The organism is Staphylococcus simiae, assembly GCF_017357005.1.
GTDB classification, from domain to species: domain Bacteria; phylum Bacillota; class Bacilli; order Staphylococcales; family Staphylococcaceae; genus Staphylococcus; species Staphylococcus simiae_A.
On record NZ_CP071589.1, the window covers coordinates 760,173 to 783,658 of the forward strand.

The window sequence follows — 23,486 nt, forward strand, 5'->3', positions numbered from 1 at the left end:
CTCTAACAAATCGGACTGATACATAATTAAATTTTCAAGCCTCGTAACCCCGTTTGCACATTTAGAGCTAGTTAGATTTACAATCTTTACTAGCTCTTATGCAATTGTTGCGCTAGCAACCAATTGTAATCCTTTAGTTAGATTTACAATCTTTACTAGCTCTTGCCCAACCTGCATTGCTTGAAAAACTGGATAACCAGTTTTTCTATGTTGGGTCCCTACCACAGGAGTCTCGGCTTCAAATTAATTTTCGTTTTAAAATTATTTATTTTTTATCAGTCCGTAAATTTCAAGTTTAAGTTAGCCACTTATATTTTTTAAGTAGTACTAACGTTTTAGGCTCTTTTCTGTTTTGTAAACCCAAGATGAGTGGTAGATATTCTATCTATGACTCATCTTGGGTTAGTAACAGCTAAAGTATTTAGCTGTTAAATAACTATAATAGATTTAATACTTTTAATGCTTGAGCCATTCTATGATGAGCTGTGTCATAGCCTAGGATTTTTCTAGGATAATCATTCATAAATTGTTGCACTTGTTTTAAGCGACATTGACTCACGGTTGATAGATCAGTTCCTTTAGGTATAAATCGACGTAACATTTTATGTTGATTTTCACTGGTACCACGTTCAAATGATGAAAATGGATGTGCGAAATAAATATTGATGTCATGACCAAATTCTTCATATAATGATGCGAATTCTGAGCCATTATCTGCTGTGATTGATTTGAATATATGTGGTGTGAGCGACTTTAAATGCTTAAATATTGATGTTAATCCTTGTGAGACTGAATGAGCGCTTTTATCATTAATCAGCTTTAAGATTTCAAAACGTGTAGCACGTTCAACGAGTGTTAAGATGACAGGTTTAGATTTATCTTTGGTACTGATGACAGTATCGATTTCCCAATGTCCAAAGGTTTGACGAGATTGGACGTCCTGTGGACGCTGTTCAATACTTGGACCTAAAATACGACGATGTGTACGATGATAAGTTTGATTAGACATTCGACGTTTTAACTTCTCTAAAAGATGGATATTTTTAGTCGCCATGATATTATCATTAATCCAAGCATATAAAGTTGTCACACATGGTATTAAATCTTTACGGAATACATTTTCACGATGAGCACATGCCACAACAGCTTCAGGTGACCAACGTTGTTGAATCATTAAGTCATCAGCCCAAGCTATAAAATGAGGATTTTTCCGCCATAAAGATTGTGCGCCACAACGTTGTCGATTCTTGTAGTAATTTTGTTGTGCGAGTGATGGAATATATTGGAATTGTTCATATTCATAAACTTTATCTTGATATTTTTGGCGTGAAATTTGACGTGTAGTACCGCGTTTTATTTCATTATGGATAGTTTGAGGCGCACGTCCTAATTCACGTGCAATAGCACGATTAGAAAAGCCTAAATCTTTAAGGGTTTCGATACGAATGCGTTCTTCATAAGTTAGGTGTGTTCCTTTATGTTTTATCGTGTTACAATGATTTTGCGTCATGTGAATTCATCCTTTATTGAAGAGTGTGAGAGCCTCAATAATAACATGAAATTCACGTGACGTTTTTTATTTATAGGTGGCTAAGTTGATTATAAAATCCACCATTTTTTATCAGTCCTAAAAATAGAGAACCCTTATATAAAGACAAAAGGCTCAACAAATTAATGCTGAGCCTTATCTTTAATCATCTAAATTTTTAGGATTAAAATGTTTATAGATCGTATGACCTTCTTCACTTATAATGTTACTAGCAGTCTCTTTTAATATTGGATAATAATTATTAGCAAAACCTACAATTATCTGATTAATTATTAATGATGATAACTCTCTATCTGTAGGTAGTGCAGAATTAATTATTTCAACTAAATCCGAATAAATAATTTCATCAGAATTTTTATGGGCAATATATTTAAGGAAATTACCTTGAACTTCTTCAAAAACACTATATTTTAAATCCATTTCTAAAAATATTAAACTAACAGTTTTTGTGTTTAGTTGGTTTTGTCCCATTTCTGATGCTAATTCTTGAACTGATTGATATAAAAGTCTAATATCATTTTTATCTTCTAACATTTAGCTCACTCCATTTAAAACAACCATGATATTGCTTCCTTAATAGTTGTTGAAATTATCCCGGCATTTCCTTTACTTAAACCAGCATTTAAGGCACCACGTTTTGCAGCATCACCAACAGCTTGAGCTGGTACATCTGACCATTTAAGTAATGGTTTCAATTCTTGAACTATAGGTGAATAAGCTTTATCAAACAAGTTAGCCGCCTTATTGCCACCAACTTTTTTAATTACATTTCTTGCACCACTTTTATGATTTATTATAAATTTAATTGCTGTTTTTGCTACTTTTGTTGCTCCAATTCGTTCTTGAGCTTGAGGATTCTGAGGCAAATCGGGATTTCGATTAATTTTAACACCATCAACATTCACATATTGTGGTTGGTTTACTTTTTGAGAACTTTCTTGTACTTCTTTCGCATTTGCTAAAGGGGAAACTGACGTAATAACAATAGCACTTAATACCAATGATCCGATGCTTTTACTTAGGTTATAAAGTATTATAGCCCCCTTGAAGGGAATTGAACCCCTATTTTAAGAACCGGAATCTTATGTGTTATCCATTACACTACAAGGGGATAATAAGTAACAAACAAATTTCTGTACTATAGTAATTAAAATAAGTACAATTTGAATAGCTATTAATAGTTTACAAATGAAAAGTTGTAAGGTCAATCGTCGATAAAAAGTATAATCAAATATTTTGACCATTTTTGACTTTTTATGTAAAATAAAAAAATAACAGAAATTACAAGGAGGAAATATAAATGAATTTAATTCCTACAGTTATTGAAACAACAAACAGAGGCGAACGTGCTTACGACATATATTCACGTTTATTAAAAGACCGTATTATTATGCTAGGTTCTCAAATCGATGATAATGTAGCAAATTCTATCGTATCACAATTATTATTCTTACAAGCACAAGATTCAGAAAAAGATATCTACTTGTACATTAACTCACCAGGTGGTAGTGTAACAGCTGGTTTTGCAATTTATGATACGATTCAACATATTAAACCAGATGTACAAACAATTTGTATCGGTATGGCTGCATCAATGGGTTCATTCTTATTGGCAGCTGGTGCTAAAGGTAAACGTTTTGCATTACCAAATGCAGAAGTAATGATTCACCAACCATTAGGTGGTGCACAAGGACAAGCAACTGAAATTGAAATTGCTGCTAACCACATTTTAAAAACACGTGAAAAATTAAATCGAATTTTATCTGAACGTACTGGACAAAGTATTGAAAAAATACAACAAGATACAGATCGTGATAATTTCTTAACAGCTGAAGAAGCTAAAGAATATGGTTTAATTGACGATGTAATGGTTCCTGAAGCCTAATTTATTGCATATAATCATATAAAAAAGCTGCGCTTTGATGCGCAGCTTTTTTTATTGTGCGCCCGGCATGGGTAATTACTAGACGGTGAAAGTCCGTTACAGGCTTGGTAGTAGGAACTGTTAGCGAAAGACAAGGGTGTCCATTGTGAAATGGAATCTGAAGGAAGTCGGACGCAAACACTCGCACTGACGAACAGAAATATCATACAAGGCTATGTGGAATGGATGAATCTGCAATACAAGATAAAGTCCGATACTACCCGAGTTCTATATAGTAAATGATGCAGTGGAATGAGTGGAAAGTGGTTACTCTTACCCGGGGAGGTCTCATCAGCGATAAAAAAAATCGTAGTAATAACGAATGATGAGAAGTCAGCAGAGGTCATAGTAGGTAGAAATACTGAAGGACTGAACAATATTCATACAAAGTAAAGAATGGAGGTTAGAGATTTACAACGTACAGAATACAATTAATGATTGGCAACTCATAGAAAGATAAGTAGTGGAACGAAAAAGGATATATGAGTGCGTACAGTAAATCTTAGGTGAAATGAAAGAAATGTATCGTGAGTCTCCATCTATGATGGAGCTTGTTGTAAGAGAGAATAATATACAAAAAGCAATTAAGAAAGTGAAGAAAAACAACGGTGCACCTGGCATCGATGGCATGCGAGTAAGTGAATTAACATCACATTTCGCAAAATACTTTCCACAAATTAAACAAAAACTGCTTGATGGCACGTATAAGCCACAAGCAGTAAGAAAGGTTGAAATACCTAAATCAAATGGGAAAAAGCGCGTGCTTGGAATCCCTGTCGCAAGAGACAGAGTTATCCAACAAGCCATTAAACAAGTCATTGAACCTAGTATCGACCGTACTTTCTCAAAACACAGTCATGGCTTTAGACCGAATCGTAGTACAGGAACTGCACTTAAAGAATGTGCAACATACTATGAAGAAGGTTACTTAGTTGCAGTTGATTGTGATTTAAAACAGTGCTTTGATATGTTGAACCATGATAAATTAATGTATCTATTTGAACGACATGTTCAAGATAAAGCCATTTCTAAATTTATTCGTAGAAGCCTACAGGTTGGTGCAATCGACCTCAATGGTAATTATCGAAGTAGAGAAATAGGTGCACCGCAAGGTGGTGTTATTTCCCCGTTACTTTGTAATATTTATCTTCACGAATTAGATAATGAATTGGAGAAACGTGGTCATCGCTTTGTTCGTTATGCAGATGACTTCGTCATCTTTGTACGTACAAAACGAGCGGGTCAACGTGTCATGGAAAGTGTGACAAAGTTTATCGAAAAAGACCTTAAACTTATTGTAAATAGTGAAAAGAGCAAGGTAGGTTCTATCACACGTTTAAAGTTCTTGAGTTGTCTAATGACCAAAGTAAATGGCACTTATCGTTTCAGACCGACTATGGAAGCAAGAAGAAATTTAAAACGCACCTTAAGACGTCTAACGAAACGAAATAGACCAGGTACCTTTAAAGAGATTATATCAGAAATTAATCAAGTAACACGAGGGTGGATAAATTACTTTGGTAAAGGATTTATTACAGGTTTTGTAACGAAGTTACAATCATGGTTAAACCGACGCATTAGACAACTAATCCTCAAAAGATGGAAAAGAATAAAAACCAAATATAAGATGTTACGTAAGTATGGACTTGACCATAAGAGTGCAATGAAAATTGCCAATTCAAGAAAGAAATACTGGCGCTTATCATCAACGCATGAAGTTCATCGTGCACTTACAACAAAACGTCTCTACAAGTGGGGGTTAGAACCATTAACCCAACTCGCAGAGACGGCTTACGCAAGATATTGAACCGCCGAGTACGGAACCGTACGCTCGGTGGTGTGAGAGGACGGATAATCAAATAATGGTTATCCTCCTACTCGATTAGAACGATGTTTTGATAATTGTACAAAGGTAGTAATTACTGTAATTGCACCCACAATAATAAAGAACATAGCTAAAATAATTGAAGGTATTGAATGATTAAAAGTTAAGCAACCAATAATAATTAATATCACACCATTCATTAGTGACAATAAATGAAAAGATTTAGATTGTTTCATTAAGAACACTCCTTAATAATGTTTAATCATTAATCAAATCTTCTAGTGCCAATTTTAAATTACTATATTTAAAATTGAAACCTAATGCTTGTAATTTATTAGGTATTACTTTTTGAGTATCTAGTATCACTGTTGACATTTGACCAAGTAATGTTCGTAATACTAATCCTGGTACCCATGTTTCATGTGGTTTATGCATTGTACGAGCTAGTGTGTAGCCAAAGAAATTTTGTCTTTCTGGTATAGGTGAAGTTAAGTTGAATGGTCCTTGGGCACTTGGATGATTGATCAAATATAAAATAGCGTTAGTTAAGTCATCTATATGAATCCAAGAATACCATTGGCGACCTGATCCTAATTTGCCACCTACATAAAATTGATAAGGTAATTTCATTGATTTAAGTGCGCCACCCTCAGAAGATAGCACCATACCAAATCTACCAATGACAACTCTAGTTCCTAATTGCTCGAACTGTTGAGCAAATCGTTCCCATTGATAAACAATATCTGATAAGAAATCAAATGGTAAGGTTTTATATAATTCTGTATAAGTCATATATAAGTCAGGAGGGTAATATCCAACAGCACTTGCATTAAATAAGACTTTAGGTGCCTGTTGACGTGATTTAAAGAGATCGAATAATGCTTCAGTACTTTGAATTCTGCTGAGCATTAGCGTTTGCTTATATTCTGGTGTCCAACGTTTATTTAATGTAGCACCTGCTAAATTAATTACGCTATCAATATTATCAGGAACAATTTGTTGCCAATTTGGCTTACTCCAATTAACAAACGTTATTTTAGCATCAGATGATGTTTCGTCATGACGCGTTAATATCGTTATATGACAGTCCGTTTTTTTAAGTTCATTTATCAGGCTTGAACCTACTAAACCTGTTCCACCAGTAATTAAATAGTTTTTCAAAATAATCCCACCTTGAAAGTTAATTGTAAATATTTGATAATTATTCTTATTATTCAAAGGTTATTCAAAAATTAGACATTAAGATGTCATTTTAACTTTTAGCAATGCATTTAAATAAATATGATATAAGTTATAATAAAGATGTACCTTCGATATCTAATAAACATCTCTTATTAAGTATATGTAAACGCTGCATGATACAACGAAGGTAAATTTTGACTCCCTTTAGTAGTAAGACCCGTGCGAGAATCGTACGGGTCTTATTTTTGTTGTTCTTATAAAAGGTGTAGAAAGGAAGGTAAGTTAAATAACATTAAATTCCTTGATATTATCAAAATTTAAAAAGTTATGAATAACATTTGAAGCAACGTTATTATACTATACCCATTTATTGATGTAATTAATTATGACTTTGTAATTATAAGAAGTTACAATGTTGAAAATTGGGGTATATTTCTATATATAAGTAATTTGAAAGTTAATAAAGAAAATGAAGAGGTTTCTATTTTTTATTTTAAATGATGAGTTAATAAATGTTGTATTTAAACTGTAGATGTTAAGATAGAATTTAATTCAATTTCTTTGTAGGTATGTTAAATGAACAAGTCTATTAAACCATGTATTTCTATATAAACAGAACTGAGCCATTTACTGAAATATATTGAGTTTAATTAATTTGTGCAACATATAATAAAGATTAATAAGATTTAAAGTGAGGGAGAGTATGTCGAATCAACATAACGACTACAATAATATTGAAGGTCAAGACAAAAAGAAAATGAGCACGGTATCTAAAATAATTAGTGCTATTATCGTGCTGTTATTATTATTTGGTTTAGCATTTGCTATATTTGCGTTTGTAGATCATTCTAATAAATCTAAAGAGCGTTTAGAGCATGAACAAGAACAACGTGAAAAAAAGAAACAAGATGATATAGAAAAAGAACAAAAAGAAAAGGAAAAACAACAAGATGACATAGATAATCAAGAAAATCAAAGCCAACAACAACGTTCACAAAATAATGCTACTCAAGCACCAGTAAGACAACAAAGCAGTAATACATCACAACAGCAATCTAATCAGAATAATCAAAAAGAAAAAGCGACTAGCGATGACAAAGCAAAAACTGATAAAGATTCAGACTCTAAAGATAAAGATGATGAAGCATCAAATAAAGAGCAAAGTGATGACAAAGCAGATAGCAATAAAGAACAAGCTAAGCCACAACAAAATAATAATGCTAATCAACAACAACAGACACAACGACCAACACAACCACAACAACAAGCAGGTGGTGGTGCTGCAAATAGTAATAGTGGAAACAGTAATAATCAAGCTACCACAGCACCTAGACAAGCACCACAACAGAGTCAAAGTTCCAATGCAACACAAGCTAATAGACAAAGTGGCAATTAATATTTAACTCTAGTTCATTACAATTAAAAAACAAATACTCAATCAATACTAAACTGTCAGTGAGACAAAATAACTCACTGACAGTTTTTTTAAGTTCTCTAATTTTTTAAGACTGATAAAAAAGAATAATTTAAAAATAATTATGTATCAGTCCAATTTGGAAGAGAACCTTTTTTATTGAATTGGAAATTGACAATTGAGATGACTTGACCAATGTTAAAATACCCACCAAATGATAGCGGTAATGATGAAAGAAATAATTAAAATGACAAAGCAACCCATGGCACAACCACATCCTTGAAGTCGACAACTAAAGTGATAGTTACCATTAAATGCTACAGATTGACGGTTTTGTTTGAAATACATATTTCCTTTATATTCTGGGTCGCTAGGATCTAAGACTTGTTGCTCTGAATTATTATTTGATAAATTTTCATTATGCATGACGCAATCACACCTTTATTATCGTGTTATATTCTAGAATGATTAATTATAACAAGAAAGGGTATAACGTTCATTAAATACAATAACTACTGTTATTAAATAGTTGAGACGAAGTAACTTGTTATGAGTGAAAACGTTTTATCAAATTATTTAGAAAATTTAAGTTAATCCACTTGCATTTTGTGAAATACAATAGTAGTATTGCATGTGTAAAGAGGTTGAATTTTGTCCCAGGTGGGACTTAATAAGACAATCACTGTTTGATAGCTATTGATATTTTCAACATTAAGAGGAGGAGGTAGTAGTGAAAGACTTATTACAAGTTCAACAAAAACTTATACCAGATCTTATTGATAAGATGTATAAACGTTTTTCGATTCTCACTACTATTTCTAAGAATCAACCAGTTGGTCGTCGAAGTTTAAGTGAACACATGGATATGACTGAGCGTGTATTACGTTCAGAAACAGATATGTTGAAGAAACAAGATTTGATTAAGGTCAAACCTACAGGAATGGAAATTACTGTAGAAGGTCAACAAGTACTTGAGAGATTGAAATCCTATTTCGATATTTATGTTGACGATAATCGTTTAGCAGAAGATATTAGAAGTAAATTTCAAATTAAGGAAGTACATGTTGTTCCAGGAGATGCAGACCATAATCAATCAGTTAAAGCAGATCTTGGTAGACTAGCGGGACAATTATTAGAAAGTTCGCTATATGAAGATGCTATCGTTTCTGTGACTGGTGGTTCAACTATGGCTTATGTAAGTGAAGCTATTCATTTATTACCATTTAATGTTTTCTTTGTTCCAGCACGAGGTGGTCTTGGTGAAAATGTTGTTTTTCAAGCAAATACCATTGCTGCGAGTATGGCTCAACAAGCTGGTGGTTATTACACAACGATGTATGTACCAGATAACGTGAGCGAAACAACGTATAAAACATTAATGTTAGAACCGTCAGTAATCAATACATTAGACAAAATTAAACAAGCAAACGTAACTGTACACGGTATCGGTGATGCGCTGAAGATGGCGCATAGACGTCAGTCACCTCAAGAGGTTATTGATAAACTTCAACATCACCAAGCCGTCGGAGAGGCATTCGGATATTATTTTGATAATCAAGGTCACATCGTTCATAAAGTAAAAACAATTGGACTACAGTTAGAAGATCTTGAATCAAAAGATTTTATTTTTGCAGTTGCCGGTGGACAATCAAAAGGACAAGCAATTAAAGCATACCTTTCAATTGCACCTAAAAATACTGTGTTAATCACAGATGAAGCAGCCGCAAAAATAATACTTGAATAAGAGATAAAAAGTTTAATACTTTTTAAATATCATTTTAAAGGAGGCCATTATAATGGCAGTAAAAGTAGCAATTAATGGTTTTGGTAGAATTGGTCGTTTAGCATTTAGAAGAATCCAAGATGTAGAAGGTCTTGAAGTAGTAGCAGTAAACGACTTAACAGATGACGATATGTTAGCTCATTTATTAAAATATGACACAATGCAAGGTCGTTTCACAGGTGAAGTTGAAGTAGTAGATGGTGGTTTCCGTGTGAATGGTAAAGAAGTTAAATCTTTCAGTGAACCAGATGCAAGTAAATTACCTTGGAAAGACTTAGATATCGATGTTGTATTAGAATGTACTGGTTTCTATACTGACAAAGATAAAGCACAAGCTCATATCGATGCAGGTGCTAAAAAAGTATTAATCTCAGCTCCAGCTACTGGTGACTTGAAAACAATCGTATTCAATACTAACCACCAAGAATTAGATGGTTCTGAAACAGTTGTATCAGGTGCATCATGTACTACAAACTCATTAGCCCCAGTTGCTAAAGTTTTAAATGATGACTTTGGTTTAGTTGAAGGTTTAATGACAACTATCCATGCTTACACAGGTGACCAAAATACTCAAGATGCACCTCACAGAAAAGGTGACAAACGTCGTGCTCGTGCAGCAGCAGAAAACATCATCCCTAACTCAACAGGTGCTGCTAAAGCTATCGGTAAAGTAATTCCTGAAATCGATGGTAAATTAGATGGTGGAGCTCAACGTGTTCCAGTTGCTACAGGTTCATTAACTGAATTAACAGTAGTATTAGAAAAACAAGACGTAACAGTAGATCAAGTTAACGAAGCAATGAAAAATGCTTCAAACGAATCATTCGGTTACACTGAAGACGAAATCGTTTCTTCAGACGTAATTGGTATGACTTACGGTTCATTATTTGATGCTACACAAACTCGTGTAATGTCAGTTGGAGACCGTCAATTAGTTAAAGTTGCAGCTTGGTATGATAATGAAATGTCATATACTGCACAATTAGTTCGTACATTAGGTTACTTAGCTGAATTATCTAAATAATAACAGCATAGTTAATATTACTAGTGCTCAGAACTATTCATCATAAATAATGCTTATGAGTAAGCGGGGAGCACATACGCTTCTCCGCTTATTTTTATATTAAAGTTCCTAAAAACAAGGAGGAAACACCATGGCTAAAAAAATTGTTTCTGATTTAGATTTGAAAGGTAAAACAGTTTTAGTGCGTGCCGATTTTAATGTGCCATTAAAAGATGGAGAAATTACAAACGATAACCGTATTGTTCAAGCTTTACCAACGATTCAATATATTATTGAACAAGGTGGCAAAGTTGTTTTATTCTCACACTTAGGTAAAGTAAAAGAAGAAAGTGACAAAGAAAAATTAACATTACGCCCAGTTGCTGAAGATTTATCACAAAAATTAGGTAAAGATGTTGTCTTTGTTCCTGAAACACGTGGAGAAACTTTAGAAACAGCTATCAAAAATCTTAAAGAAGGCGACGTATTATTAGTTGAAAATACTCGTTTCGAAGATTTAGATGGTAAAAAAGAATCTAAAAATGATCCTGAATTAGGTAAATATTGGGCTTCACTAGGCGACGTTTTCGTCAATGATGCTTTCGGTACAGCGCACCGTGAACATGCTTCTAACGTTGGTATTTCATCGAATCTTGAAACTGCAGCTGGTTATTTAATGGACAAAGAAATTAAATTTATTGGTGGCGTAGTTAATGATCCTAAGAAACCTGTTGTAGCTATCTTAGGTGGTGCTAAAGTTTCTGACAAAATTAATGTTATCAAAAACTTAGTTAACATTGCAGATAAAATTATTATCGGTGGTGGAATGGCGTATACATTCTTGAAAGCCCAAGGTAAAGAAATCGGTTTATCATTACTTGAAGAAGATAAAATTGATTTCGCTAAAGAATTACTTGAAAAACATGGTGACAGAATTGTCTTACCAGTTGATGCAAAAGTAGCTAAAGAATTTTCTAATGATGCAAAAATCACTGTAGTTTCAATAGATGATATCCCTGCTGACCAAGAAGCAATGGATATTGGTCCTAACACAGTTAAATTATTTGCTGATGAATTAGAAGGTGCTCATACAGTAGTATGGAATGGACCTATGGGTGTATTCGAATTTAGTAACTTTGCTCAAGGTACTATCGGTGTATGTAAAGCAATTGCTAATCTTAAAGATGCTATCACAATTATTGGTGGCGGAGATTCAGCTGCTGCAGCAATCTCATTAGGATTCGAAAAAGACTTCACACATATTTCTACTGGTGGCGGTGCATCATTAGAATATCTTGAAGGTAAAGAATTACCTGGTATTAAAGCAATAGATGATAAATAATGAATAACCAATAAAAGTGATGTGCATGTTTTTGTTATTTTTATAAAGGGAACACAATAATATAAAGTTTTGTTACATCACTTTTCAAAAAATAATTTTCAAAAATTTAAGGAGTGTCTTTAATGAGAACACCAATTATAGCTGGTAACTGGAAAATGAATAAAACAGTACAAGAAGCAAAAGATTTTATTAACCAATTACCTACATTACCAGATTCAAAAGAAGTAGAATCAGTTATTTGTGCACCTACAATTCAATTAGATGCATTAACAACTGCAATTAAAGAAGGTAAAGCACAAGGATTAGAAATCGGTGCTCAAAATGCTTACTTCGAAGACAGTGGTGCATTTACAGGTGAAACTTCACCAGTTGCATTAGCAGATTTAGGCGTTAAATATGTTGTTATTGGACATTCAGAACGTCGTGAGTTATTCCATGAAACTGATGAAGAAATTAATAAAAAAGCACATGCAATCTTTAATTACGGTATGACACCAATTATTTGTGTTGGTGAAACTGATGAAGAGCGTGAAAGTGGAAAAGCTAACGATGTCGTTGGTAATCAAGTGAAAAAAGCTGTTGCTGGTTTATCTGATGAGCAACTTAAACAAGTAGTGATTGCTTATGAACCAATCTGGGCAATTGGTACAGGTAAATCTTCTACATCTGAAGATGCAAATGAAATGTGTGCATTTGTACGTCAAACAATTGCAGACTTATCTAGTAAAGAAGTATCTGAAGCTACTCGTATTCAATATGGTGGTAGTGTTAAACCTAACAACATTAAAGAATATATGGCTCAATCAGATATCGATGGCGCACTAGTAGGTGGGGCATCACTTAAAGTTGAAGATTTTGTAGCATTGTTAGAAGGTGCAAAATAAGTATGGCTAAGAAACCAACTGCATTAATTATTTTAGATGGTTTTGCAAATCGTGAAAGTGAACACGGTAATGCTGTTAAGTTAGCACACAAACCTAATTTTGATCGCTATTATAGTAAATATCCAACTACTCAAATCGAAGCTAGTGGCTTAGATGTAGGTCTACCTGAAGGACAAATGGGTAACTCAGAAGTTGGACATATGAATATTGGTGCTGGCCGTATCGTGTATCAAAGTTTAACTCGTATTAATAAATCAATCGAAGATGGTGACTTCTTTGAAAATGAAGTGCTAAATGACGCGATTGCACATGTTAAATCACACGATTCAGCATTACACATCTTCGGTTTACTTTCAGATGGTGGCGTTCATAGTCACTACAAACATTTATTTGCTTTATTAGAATTAGCTAAAAAGCAAGATGTAAAACAAGTATACGTTCATGCATTTTTAGATGGCCGTGACGTTGATCAAAAATCTGCACTTAAATATATTGAAGAAACTGAAGCTAAATTTAAAGAACTAGGTATTGGACAATTTGCTTCAGTATCAGGTCGTTATTATGCAATGGACCGTGACAAACGTTGGGAACGTGAAGAAAAAGCTTACAATGCGATTCGTAACATTGATGCACCTGTATACAAATCAGCTAAAGAAGGCGTTGAAGCTAGTTATAATGAAGGTTTAACTGATGAATTCGTTGTACCATTTATTGTTGAAGATCAAAATAGTGGTGTTAATGATGGAGATGCAGTCATCTTCTTTAACTTCCGTCCAGACAGAGCTGCGCAATTATCAGAAGTGTTTACGAATAGAGCATTTGATGGTTTCAAAATTGAACGTATTAACGATTTATTCTATGCAACATTTACTAAATACAATGATAATGTAGATGCAGCTATCGTATTCGAAAAAGTTGATTTAACAAATACAATTGGTGAAGTTGTTCAAGATAATAACTTAACACAATTAAGAATTGCTGAAACTGAAAAATATCCACACGTTACTTACTTTATGAGTGGCGGTCGTAACGAAGAATTTAAAGGTGAACGTCGTCGTCTAATCGATTCTCCAAAAGTTGCGACATACGACTTAAAACCTGAAATGAGTGCTTATGAAGTTAAGGATGCCTTAATTGAAGAATTAGACAAAGGTGATTTAGATTTAATCTTATTAAACTTTGCTAATCCAGATATGGTTGGACATAGCGGTATGTTAGAACCAACAATTAAAGCTATTGAAGCTGTCGATGAATGTTTAGGTGAAGTTGTTGATAAAATCATCTCAATGGATGGACATGCAATTATTACTGCAGACCATGGTAACTCTGACCAAGTATTAACTGATGATGATCAACCAATGACAACTCATACGACTAACCCAGTACCAGTCATTGTTACTAAAGAAGGCGTAACATTACGTGAAACTGGTCGTTTAGGTGACTTAGCACCTACATTATTAGACTTATTAAATGTTGAACAACCAGCAGATATGACTGGTGAATCATTAATCAAACATTAATCATGTAAAAATGGTTAAGTAAACGCTTAATGACACTTATTTTTAACAATTACTAGTATTATCATTTTATTAAATGAATAAATAAAGCTATAATAATTATAGAATACTTATTTTAAAGGAGATTATAAACATGCCAATTATTACAGATGTTTACGCTCGCGAAGTCTTAGACTCTCGTGGTAACCCAACTGTTGAAGTTGAAGTTTTAACTGAAAGTGGCGCTTTCGGCCGTGCATTAGTACCATCAGGTGCTTCTACAGGTGAACATGAAGCGGTTGAATTACGTGACGGAGATAAATCACGTTACTTAGGTAAAGGTGTAACTAAAGCTGTTGAAAATGTTAACGACATTATCGCACCTGAAATTGTAGAAGGTGAATTCTCAGTTTTAGATCAAGTATCAATCGACAAAATGATGATCGCTTTAGACGGTACATCAAATAAAGGTAAATTAGGTGCTAACGCTATTTTAGGTGTATCAATCGCCGTAGCTCGTGCAGCAGCTGATTTATTAGGTCAACCACTTTATAAATATTTAGGTGGATTCAATGGTAAACAATTACCAGTTCCAATGATGAACATCGTTAACGGTGGTTCTCATTCAGACGCTCCAATCGCGTTCCAAGAGTTCATGATTTTACCAGTTGGTGCTAAATCATTTAAAGAATCATTACGTTGGGGTGCTGAAATCTTCCACAACTTAAAATCAATTTTAAGTAAACGTGGTTTAGAAACTGCAGTAGGTGACGAAGGTGGTTTCGCTCCTAAATTTGAAGGTACTGAAGACGCAGTAGAAACAATTATGCAAGCAATCGAAGCTGCTGGTTATAAACCAGGCGAAGAAGTATACTTAGGTTTCGACTGTGCTTCATCAGAATTCTACGAAGATGGTGTTTATGACTACAGTAAATTCGAAGGTGAACATGGTGCTAAACGTTCAGCTGCTGAACAAGTTGACTACTTAGAACAATTAGTAAACAAATACCCAATCATTTCTATTGAAGACGGTATGGACGAAAACGACTGGGATGGTTGGAAACAACTTACAGAACGTATCGGTGACCGTGTACAATTAGTTGGTGATGATTTATTCGTAACTAACACTGAAATCTTATCAAGAGGTATTGAAAACGGTATTGGTAACTCAATCCTAATCAAAGTTAACCAAATTGGTACATTAACTGAAACATTTGATGCTATCGAAATGGCTCAAAAAGCTGGTTACACAGCAGTAGTTTCTCACCGTTCTGGTGAAACTGAAGATACAACAATTGCTGATATCGCAGTTGCTACAAATGCAGGACAAATCAAAACTGGTTCATTATCACGTACTGACCGTATTGCAAAATACAATCAATTATTACGTATCGAAGATGAATTATTTGAAACTGCTAAATTTGACGGTATCAAATCTTTCTACAATTTAGATAAATAAGATTTAAATATAGACACTAATATAATTTGAGTTGAGTTGAATTATATTAGTAACATGAAAGTTTTTGAGTTCACGCAAAAAGTTCACGCTTTTATATATGCCTGTCACAGAGTTGAGACTGTGGCAGGTTTTTTTATTGATATTTACAGCTTACATAAGATATTGAACCATCGAGTACGGAACTGTACGCTTGATGGTGTGAGGGGATGAATAATCAAATAATAGTTATCCTCTTACTCGATTGTTGTCAGATTGCATTGCCAAATTTGATGGATGAAAAATAATTCTCTATTTTTTAGGACTGATAAATAAAAGTTTTATAGTTTAAACATCAATTATTTTGAAGCCGAGACTCCTGAGGGAGCAGTGCTAGACGAAGACTACAGGCTGAGACAGCACCCTCGGAACGCGAGGCTTGAAAAAATAATTATGGCATCAGTCCAATTTGGGAGAGAACCTGAAAAAATGTAATCAAGTTTGTGGGAAAATCTTTTTGGTAAATTTAAAATACTGTCTCATAATACATTGAAATGTTCATAAGAAATCGTAATGAAATGTTAATCTTATCATTGTGTTTTGAAGTTAATGACAACGTAAGGTCAAATAGTTATCCTAATTTAACTTAGCATATGAAACTGTTATAATAGAGTAGATATTGATAAAGGAGTTCAAAAAGGATGGACAAAACAAGTAAAGAAATTAAGACCGGTCGATTTATCGCTGTTACTTCTGTTGTGTTTGCAATTCTATTAATTATTCATTACTTTGTGTCTCTTGATGCTGCGACAGCAAAAGCATTATTAGAGTTAAGCAATCAAAATGCCACAACACGTGCAGCTGACTATATTTTAAATAATTTTAGATTTACGGGTATTATGTATATTTTGGCATATTTAGCAGGTATTATTACTATTTGGAATAGACATACATATGTATGGTGGTTTATGTTTGCTGTTTATCTTTCTAATAGTTTATTTACATTGATTAATTTTTCAATGACGATAAAAGCAATTCAACATGCACATCAAACGCTATTAACATTTCCAATTATCATTGTTGTCATCGGATCATTAGCATTAGCCATTTATATGGTTGTCGTTTCTATTAAATATAAAAGTACGTTTAATAGATAGAAAATTGATTTCATTGCTATAAATATGTTATACTTCATGACGTATATAAGGAACGGAGGACAATTTATGCATACATTTATCATCACATTATTAATCATTGATTGTATTGCATTAATAACTGTAGTCTTACTCCAAGAAGGTAAAAGTAATGGACTTTCAGGTGCTATCAGTGGTGGCGCAGAACAGTTATTCGGTAAACAAAAACAACGTGGCGTCGATTTATTCTTAAATAGATTAACAATTATTTTATCAATTTTATTTTTTGTACTTATGATTTGCGTAAGTTATCTTGGTATGTAAGTCCGACGATATGAATGTCGGGCTTTTTTGTTTATAATAGACAATGTTAACTTGTTATATTAATAAGAAGTCAATTAATCATTAATGTTGAATTAGACAGTTTTCAATGATAAATAATATAAAACGTATTTAAATAGATGTAATAGAAGGAGCAATCAATCATGCAAATTAAATTACCTAAGCCATTCTTTTTTGAAGAAGGACCTCGTGCAGTATTATTATTGCATGGTTTTACAGGGAACTCATCAGATGTTAGACAATTAGGTCGCTTTTTACAGAAGAAAGGTTACACGTCATATGCACCACAATATGAAGGTCATGCTGCACCACCTGAAGAAATATTACAATCAAGCCCATTCGTGTGGTTTAAGGATGCACTTGATGGCTATGATTACTTAGTAAATCAAGGATACGAAGACATTGTAGTCGCAGGTTTATCATTAGGCGGAGATTTTGCTTTAAAATTAAGCTTAAATCGTGATGTAAAGGGTATTGTAACGATGTGTGCACCAATGGGTGGTAAAACTGAAGGTGCAATTTATGAAGGTTTTCTAGAATATGCGCGCAATTTCAAAAAATATGAAGGTAAAGATCAACAAACAATCGATCAAGAAATGGAACATTTCAAACCAACTGAAACATTAAAAGAATTAAGCAATACACTTAATGACATTAAAGAACATGTTGATGAAGTACTTGATCCTATTTTTGTAGTGCAAGCAGAACAAGACGATATGATTGATCCACAATCCGCAAATTATATATATGAACATGTCGATTCTGATGATAAATCAATAAAATGGTATGCCAATTCAGGTCATGTCATTACTATTGATAAAGAAAAAGAACAGGTATTTGAAGACATTTATCAATTTTTAGAATCATTAGATTGGTCAAAATAAAAAAATTAGAGCAATAAGAAAGGAGGGGCATAATGAATTTAAAGCAATCAATAGAAGACATAATTAACAAACCAGATTATCAACCCATGTCTGTGTCAGATTTTCAAGATGCCTTAGGTTTAAGTAGTGCTGACTCATTTAGAGATTTAATTAAGGTGCTAGTTGAACTAGAACAAACAGGTTTAATAGAACGTACTAAAACAGATAGATATCAGCGTAAACAATCAGGTAAAGCTGCATCTAAATTGGTTAAAGGTACACTTAGTCAAAATAAAAAAGGCTTTGCATTTTTAAGACCTGAAGACGATGATATGGAAGATATTTTTATACCACCTACTAAAATCAATAGAGCCATGGATGGAGACACTGTCATTGTTGAAGTTCATAATTCTAAAGGTGAACATAAAGGGAAAATAGAAGGTGAAGTTAAATCCATTGAAAAGCATTCTGTAACGCAAGTCGTTGGTACGTATAGTGAAGCACGACATTTTGGCTTTGTTATTCCTGATGACAAACGTATCATGCAAGATATCTTTATTCCTAAAGGCCAAAGTTTAGGTGCAGTAGATGGACATAAAGTATTAGTACAAATTACTAAATATGCAGATGGTACAGATAATCCAGAAGGACATGTTTCTGCAATTTTAGGACATAAAAACGATCCAGGTGTTGATATTTTATCTATTATTTATCAACATGGTATCGACATAGAATTCCCTGATAATGTCCTCAAAGAAGCTGAAGCAGTTCCAGATGACATAACAGCTGATGAAATAACAGGCAGACATGATTTACGTGATGAATTAACAATTACTATCGATGGTGCAGATGCTAAAGATTTAGACGATGCGATTAGTGTTAAGAAATTAGCGAATGGTAATACGCAATTAACTGTTAGTATTGCTGATGTCAGTTATTATGTCACAGAAGATTCAGCATTGGATAAAGAAGCATATGATAGAGCTACAAGTGTTTACTTAGTTGACCGTGTTATTCCAATGATTCCACATCGATTAAGTAATGGTATTTGTTCATTAAATCCTAATGTCGATCGTTTAACACTTAGTTGCCGTATGGAAATTAATGAACGTGGCGATGTAGTGAATCATGACATTTTTGATAGTGTCATTCATTCGGATTATCGTATGACTTATGATGCTGTTAATCAAATTATTACGGAACAAGATCCTAAAGTACGAGAGCAATATAAAGAAATCACACCAATGTTGGATTTAGCACAAGAGTTATCACAACGTCTAGTTCATATGAGAAGACGTCGTGGTGAAATTGATTTTGATATTAGTGAAGCAAAAGTGCTTGTTAACCATGAAGGTATCCCAACTGATGTTCAAGTACGCCAGCGTGGTGAAGGTGAAAGACTGATTGAATCCTTTATGCTTATTGCTAATGAAATAGTCGCTGAACATTTTAGTAAACTAGATGTACCATTTATTTATCGTGTCCATGAACAACCTAAATCTGAACGTCTAAGACAATTCTTTGATTTTATTACTAATTTTGGTGTAATGGTTAAAGGTACTGGTGAAGACATTCATCCATCTACTTTACAAAAAATTCAAGAAGAAGTTGAAGGTCGACCTGAACAAATGGTTATTTCAACGATGATGTTACGTTCTATGCAACAAGCGCATTATGATGATGTAAACTTAGGACATTTTGGTTTATCAGCTGAATATTATACACATTTCACGTCTCCAATTAGACGTTATCCTGATTTAACAGTACATCGTTTAATACGTAAATATTTAATTGACAAATCAATGGATGACAAGTCGTTACATCATTGGGAAGAAAAGTTACCTGAACTAGCAGAACATACATCTAAACGCGAACGTCGTGCAATTGAAGCTGAACGTGATACAGATGAGCTTAAAAAAGCTGAATATATGGTTCAACATATTGGTGATGAATTTGAAGGTATAGTGAGTTCTGTAGCCAATTTTGGTATGTTTATTGAATTACCTAATACCATTGAAGGTATGGTCCATATGTCTAATATGACAGACGATTATTACCATTTCGATGAACGACAAATGGCGTTAATTGGCGAAAGACAAGCTAAAGTCTTTCGTATTGGTGATACTGTCAAAGTAAAAGTAACGCATGTAGACGTAGATGAACGACAAATTGATTTCCAAATCGTTGGTATGCCATTACCTAAGAATAATCGCTCAGAACGACCAGCACGTGGTAAAACCATTCAAGCTAAGACACGTGGTAAGTCTCTAGATAAAGAAAAATCTGGTGATAAAGGCAAAGGTCGTCAAGCTAAAGGTAAACAACGTAAAGGTAAAAATCAACGTCATAAAGACAAACAAGGCAAAGATAATCACAAACCATTTTATAAAGCTAAAAGTGTTAAAAAGAAAGCACGAAAGAAGAAAAAATAAGCAACTAAGAGGTGACTATATATGGCTAAAAAGAAATCACCAGGTACGTTAGCTGAAAATCGTAAAGCAAGACATGATTATAATATTGAAGATACGATTGAAGCGGGTATTGTGCTACAAGGTACTGAGATTAAATCCATACGACGTGGTAGTGCCAACCTTAAAGATAGCTATGCCCAAGTAAAAAATGGTGAAATTTATTTAAATAATATGCATATAGCACCGTATGAAGAGGGCAATCGTTTTAATCACGATCCTCTTCGTTCTAGAAAATTGTTATTGCATAAAAGAGAGATACTCAAGCTTGGCGAAGAGACACGTGAAGTTGGCTATTCAATTGTTCCGTTGAAGTTATATTTAAAGCATGGACATTGTAAAGTGTTATTAGGTGTCGCTAGAGGTAAGAAGAAATATGACAAACGTCAGGCCTTGAAAGAAAAAGCTGTCAAACGTGATATGGCACGTGATATGAAAGCCCGTTATTAAGCGACCTAGTTGCTTAATAGGGCTATATTTGATATAGTTATACTTGCTTTGTTAGAAGCATGATTAGAGAAATTATTATCGTTTGATGTTTTATTACGGGGGCGTTTTTGGATTCGACAGGGGTCCCCCGAGCTCATTAAGCGTGTCGGAGGGTTGTCTTCGTCATCAACACACACAGTTTATAATAACTGGCAAATCAAACAATAATTTCGCAGTAGCTGCCTAATAGCACTCTGCATCGCCTAACAGCATTTCCTATGTGCTGTTAACGCGATTCAACCTTAATAGGATATGCTAAACACTGCCGTTTGAAGTCTGTTTAGATGAAACTTAATCAAACTAGTATCATGTTGGTTGTTTATCACCTGTCATGATGCGAAACTTATAGATAAACTACACACGTAGAAAGATGTGTATCAGGACCTCTGGACGCGGGTTCGAATCCCGCCGTCTCCATTGTATAGCTCACAGCCATTGCGGTTGTGAGCTTTTTGTTGTGCGCCCGGCATGGGTAATTACTAGACGGTGAAAGTCCGTTACAGGCTTGGTAGTAGGAACTGTTAGCGAAAGACAAGGGTGTCCATTGTGAAATGGAATCTGAAGGAAGTCGGACGCAAACACTCGCACTGACGAACAGAAATATCATACAAGGCTATGTGGAATGGATGAATCTGCAATACAAGATAAAGTCCGATACTACCCGAGTTCTATATAGTAAATGATGCAGTGGAATGAGTGGAAAGTGGTTACTCTTACCCGGGGAGGTCTCATCAGCGATAAAAAAAATCGTAGTAATAACGAATGATGAGAAGTCAGCAGAGGTCATAGTAGGTAGAAATACTGAAGGACTGAACAATATTCATACAAAGTAAAGAATGGAGGTTAGAGATTTACAACGTACAGAATACAATTAATGATTGGCAACTCATAGAAAGATAAGTAGTGGAACGAAAAAGGATATATGAGTGCGTACAGTAAATCTTAGGTGAAATGAAAGAAATGTATCGTGAGTCTCCATCTATGATGGAGCTTGTTGTAAGAGAGAATAATATACAAAAAGCAATTAAGAAAGTGAAGAAAAACAACGGTGCACCTGGCATCGATGGCATGCGAGTAAGTGAATTAACATCACATTTCGCAAAATACTTTCCACAAATTAAACAAAAACTGCTTGATGGCACGTATAAGCCACAAGCAGTAAGAAAGGTTGAAATACCTAAATCAAATGGGAAAAAGCGCGTGCTTGGAATCCCTGTCGCAAGAGACAGAGTTATCCAACAAGCCATTAAACAAGTCATTGAACCTAGTATCGACCGTACTTTCTCAAAACACAGTCATGGCTTTAGACCGAATCGTAGTACAGGAACTGCACTTAAAGAATGTGCAACATACTATGAAGAAGGTTACTTAGTTGCAGTTGATTGTGATTTAAAACAGTGCTTTGATATGTTGAACCATGATAAATTAATGTATCTATTTGAACGACATGTTCAAGATAAAGCCATTTCTAAATTTATTCGTAGAAGCCTACAGGTTGGTGCAATCGACCTCAATGGTAATTATCGAAGTAGAGAAATAGGTGCACCGCAAGGTGGTGTTATTTCCCCGTTACTTTGTAATATTTATCTTCACGAATTAGATAATGAATTGGAGAAACGTGGTCATCGCTTTGTTCGTTATGCAGATGACTTCGTCATCTTTGTACGTACAAAACGAGCGGGTCAACGTGTCATGGAAAGTGTGACAAAGTTTATCGAAAAAGACCTTAAACTTATTGTAAATAGTGAAAAGAGCAAGGTAGGTTCTATCACACGTTTAAAGTTCTTGAGTTGTCTAATGACCAAAGTAAATGGCACTTATCGTTTCAGACCGACTATGGAAGCAAGAAGAAATTTAAAACGCACCTTAAGACGTCTAACGAAACGAAATAGACCAGGTACCTTTAAAGAGATTATATCAGAAATTAATCAAGTAACACGAGGGTGGATAAATTACTTTGGTAAAGGATTTATTACAGGTTTTGTAACGAAGTTACAATCATGGTTAAACCGACGCATTAGACAACTAATCCTCAAAAGATGGAAAAGAATAAAAACCAAATATAAGATGTTACGTAAGTATGGACTTGACCATAAGAGTGCAATGAAAATTGCCAATTCAAGAAAGAAATACTGGCGCTTATCATCAACGCATGAAGTTCATCGTGCACTTACAACAAAACGTCTCTACAAGTGGGGGTTAGAACCATTAACCCAACTCGCAGAGACGGCTTACGCAAGATATTGAACCGCCGAGTACGGAACCGTACGCTCGGTGGTGTGAGAGGACGGATAATCAAATAATGGTTATCCTCCTACTCGATTTGAGTTGGTGTAGCGGGGGTTACAGCCGAA

At 34.2% G+C, this 23,486-nt stretch carries 21 protein-coding genes, 1 tRNA gene and 1 other RNA gene; 16 read left to right on the forward strand and 7 right to left on the reverse strand.

Features of this window, described 5'->3' with window-relative positions:
- Positions 1-436: 436 nt before the first annotated feature.
- The 4 genes from J3R86_RS03400 to J3R86_RS03415 all read right to left on the reverse strand — a co-directional run bounded on the left by J3R86_RS03400 (position 437) and on the right by J3R86_RS03415 (position 2,660).
- A complete protein-coding gene (locus J3R86_RS03400; protein ID WP_207516515.1) occupies positions 437-1,510 on the reverse strand; it encodes an IS30 family transposase in 1,074 nt (357 codons plus the stop codon).
- A gap of 180 nt (positions 1,511-1,690) precedes the next feature.
- The gene (locus J3R86_RS03405) at positions 1,691-2,083 is read right to left on the reverse strand and encodes a hypothetical protein (protein WP_207518064.1); all 393 of its coding nucleotides are present in this window, start codon (positions 2,081-2,083) and stop codon (positions 1,691-1,693) included.
- Positions 2,084-2,097: 14 nt separating this feature from the next.
- Positions 2,098-2,550 (reverse strand): hypothetical protein, encoded by a 453-nt coding sequence (locus tag J3R86_RS03410; protein WP_242685746.1) that lies wholly within the window; start codon positions 2,548-2,550, stop codon positions 2,098-2,100.
- Positions 2,551-2,588: 38 nt separating this feature from the next.
- Positions 2,589-2,660: transfer RNA gene (locus tag J3R86_RS03415), tRNA-Arg, on the reverse strand.
- Positions 2,661-2,849: 189 nt separating this feature from the next.
- On the opposite strand from J3R86_RS03415, the gene clpP reads away from it, so the two are divergent.
- Positions 2,850-3,434, forward strand: a complete 585-nt coding sequence (clpP, locus tag J3R86_RS03420; protein WP_207518065.1) for an ATP-dependent Clp endopeptidase proteolytic subunit ClpP — start codon at positions 2,850-2,852, stop codon at positions 3,432-3,434.
- A 559-nt stretch (positions 3,435-3,993) separates the two neighbouring features.
- Positions 3,994-5,280: a group II intron reverse transcriptase/maturase gene (gene ltrA, locus J3R86_RS03425; RefSeq protein WP_207518488.1), complete on the forward strand. Its 1,287-nt coding sequence runs from the start codon at positions 3,994-3,996 to the stop codon at positions 5,278-5,280.
- A 59-nt stretch (positions 5,281-5,339) separates the two neighbouring features.
- Here ltrA (J3R86_RS03425) and J3R86_RS03430 read toward each other — a convergent pair whose 3' ends face one another.
- The gene (locus J3R86_RS03430) at positions 5,340-5,534 is read right to left on the reverse strand and encodes a hypothetical protein (RefSeq protein WP_207518066.1); all 195 of its coding nucleotides are present in this window, start codon (positions 5,532-5,534) and stop codon (positions 5,340-5,342) included.
- Between the two features lie 22 nt (positions 5,535-5,556).
- Positions 5,557-6,459: a TIGR01777 family oxidoreductase gene (locus J3R86_RS03435; RefSeq protein WP_207518067.1), complete on the reverse strand. Its 903-nt coding sequence runs from the start codon at positions 6,457-6,459 to the stop codon at positions 5,557-5,559.
- 724 nt (positions 6,460-7,183) lie between these two features.
- Between J3R86_RS03435 and J3R86_RS03440 the strand changes: the two genes are divergently transcribed.
- Positions 7,184-7,876 carry a DUF4887 domain-containing protein gene (locus J3R86_RS03440; protein WP_242685747.1) on the forward strand — a complete coding sequence of 231 codons (693 nt, stop codon included), beginning with the start codon at positions 7,184-7,186 and terminating at the stop codon, positions 7,874-7,876.
- Between the two features lie 216 nt (positions 7,877-8,092).
- Here the strand turns inward: J3R86_RS03440 and J3R86_RS03445 are convergent, their stop codons facing one another.
- Positions 8,093-8,320, reverse strand: a complete 228-nt coding sequence (locus J3R86_RS03445; protein ID WP_207518069.1) for a hypothetical protein — start codon at positions 8,318-8,320, stop codon at positions 8,093-8,095.
- Between the two features lie 304 nt (positions 8,321-8,624).
- On the opposite strand from J3R86_RS03445, the gene J3R86_RS03450 reads away from it, so the two are divergent.
- From J3R86_RS03450 to ltrA (J3R86_RS03510), 13 genes are all read left to right on the forward strand, one after another.
- Complete coding sequence (locus J3R86_RS03450) at positions 8,625-9,638, forward strand: sugar-binding transcriptional regulator (protein ID WP_207518070.1); 1,014 nt, start codon at positions 8,625-8,627, stop codon at positions 9,636-9,638.
- A 52-nt stretch (positions 9,639-9,690) separates the two neighbouring features.
- The gene (gene gap / locus J3R86_RS03455; protein ID WP_002461945.1) at positions 9,691-10,701 is read left to right on the forward strand and encodes a type I glyceraldehyde-3-phosphate dehydrogenase; all 1,011 of its coding nucleotides are present in this window, start codon (positions 9,691-9,693) and stop codon (positions 10,699-10,701) included.
- A gap of 130 nt (positions 10,702-10,831) precedes the next feature.
- Positions 10,832-12,022: a phosphoglycerate kinase gene (locus tag J3R86_RS03460; protein ID WP_207518071.1), complete on the forward strand. Its 1,191-nt coding sequence runs from the start codon at positions 10,832-10,834 to the stop codon at positions 12,020-12,022.
- A gap of 122 nt (positions 12,023-12,144) precedes the next feature.
- Complete coding sequence (tpiA, locus tag J3R86_RS03465) at positions 12,145-12,906, forward strand: triose-phosphate isomerase (RefSeq protein WP_207518072.1); 762 nt, start codon at positions 12,145-12,147, stop codon at positions 12,904-12,906.
- Positions 12,907-12,908: 2 nt separating this feature from the next.
- Positions 12,909-14,426, forward strand: coding sequence for a 2,3-bisphosphoglycerate-independent phosphoglycerate mutase (gene gpmI / locus J3R86_RS03470; protein ID WP_207518073.1), 1,518 nt, complete (start codon positions 12,909-12,911; stop codon positions 14,424-14,426).
- Between the two features lie 130 nt (positions 14,427-14,556).
- Positions 14,557-15,861, forward strand: a complete 1,305-nt coding sequence (gene eno, locus J3R86_RS03475) for a surface-displayed alpha-enolase (protein WP_002461952.1) — start codon at positions 14,557-14,559, stop codon at positions 15,859-15,861.
- A 677-nt stretch (positions 15,862-16,538) separates the two neighbouring features.
- The gene (locus J3R86_RS03480; protein WP_207518074.1) at positions 16,539-16,994 is read left to right on the forward strand and encodes a hypothetical protein; all 456 of its coding nucleotides are present in this window, start codon (positions 16,539-16,541) and stop codon (positions 16,992-16,994) included.
- Positions 16,995-17,060: 66 nt separating this feature from the next.
- Complete coding sequence (secG, locus tag J3R86_RS03485; RefSeq protein WP_207518075.1) at positions 17,061-17,294, forward strand: preprotein translocase subunit SecG; 234 nt, start codon at positions 17,061-17,063, stop codon at positions 17,292-17,294.
- 161 nt (positions 17,295-17,455) lie between these two features.
- Complete coding sequence (locus J3R86_RS03490; RefSeq protein WP_207518076.1) at positions 17,456-18,196, forward strand: alpha/beta hydrolase; 741 nt, start codon at positions 17,456-17,458, stop codon at positions 18,194-18,196.
- Between the two features lie 32 nt (positions 18,197-18,228).
- Positions 18,229-20,607: a ribonuclease R gene (gene rnr / locus J3R86_RS03495; protein WP_207518077.1), complete on the forward strand. Its 2,379-nt coding sequence runs from the start codon at positions 18,229-18,231 to the stop codon at positions 20,605-20,607.
- A gap of 21 nt (positions 20,608-20,628) precedes the next feature.
- Positions 20,629-21,093 carry an SsrA-binding protein SmpB gene (gene smpB / locus J3R86_RS03500; RefSeq protein WP_002461960.1) on the forward strand — a complete coding sequence of 155 codons (465 nt, stop codon included), beginning with the start codon at positions 20,629-20,631 and terminating at the stop codon, positions 21,091-21,093.
- Positions 21,094-21,190: 97 nt separating this feature from the next.
- Positions 21,191-21,552: a transfer-messenger RNA gene (ssrA, locus tag J3R86_RS03505) on the forward strand.
- Positions 21,553-22,092: 540 nt separating this feature from the next.
- Entirely contained in the window at positions 22,093-23,379 is a 1,287-nt protein-coding gene (gene ltrA, locus J3R86_RS03510) for a group II intron reverse transcriptase/maturase (protein WP_207518488.1), read from the forward strand.
- The last annotated feature ends 107 nt before the right edge of the window (positions 23,380-23,486 follow it).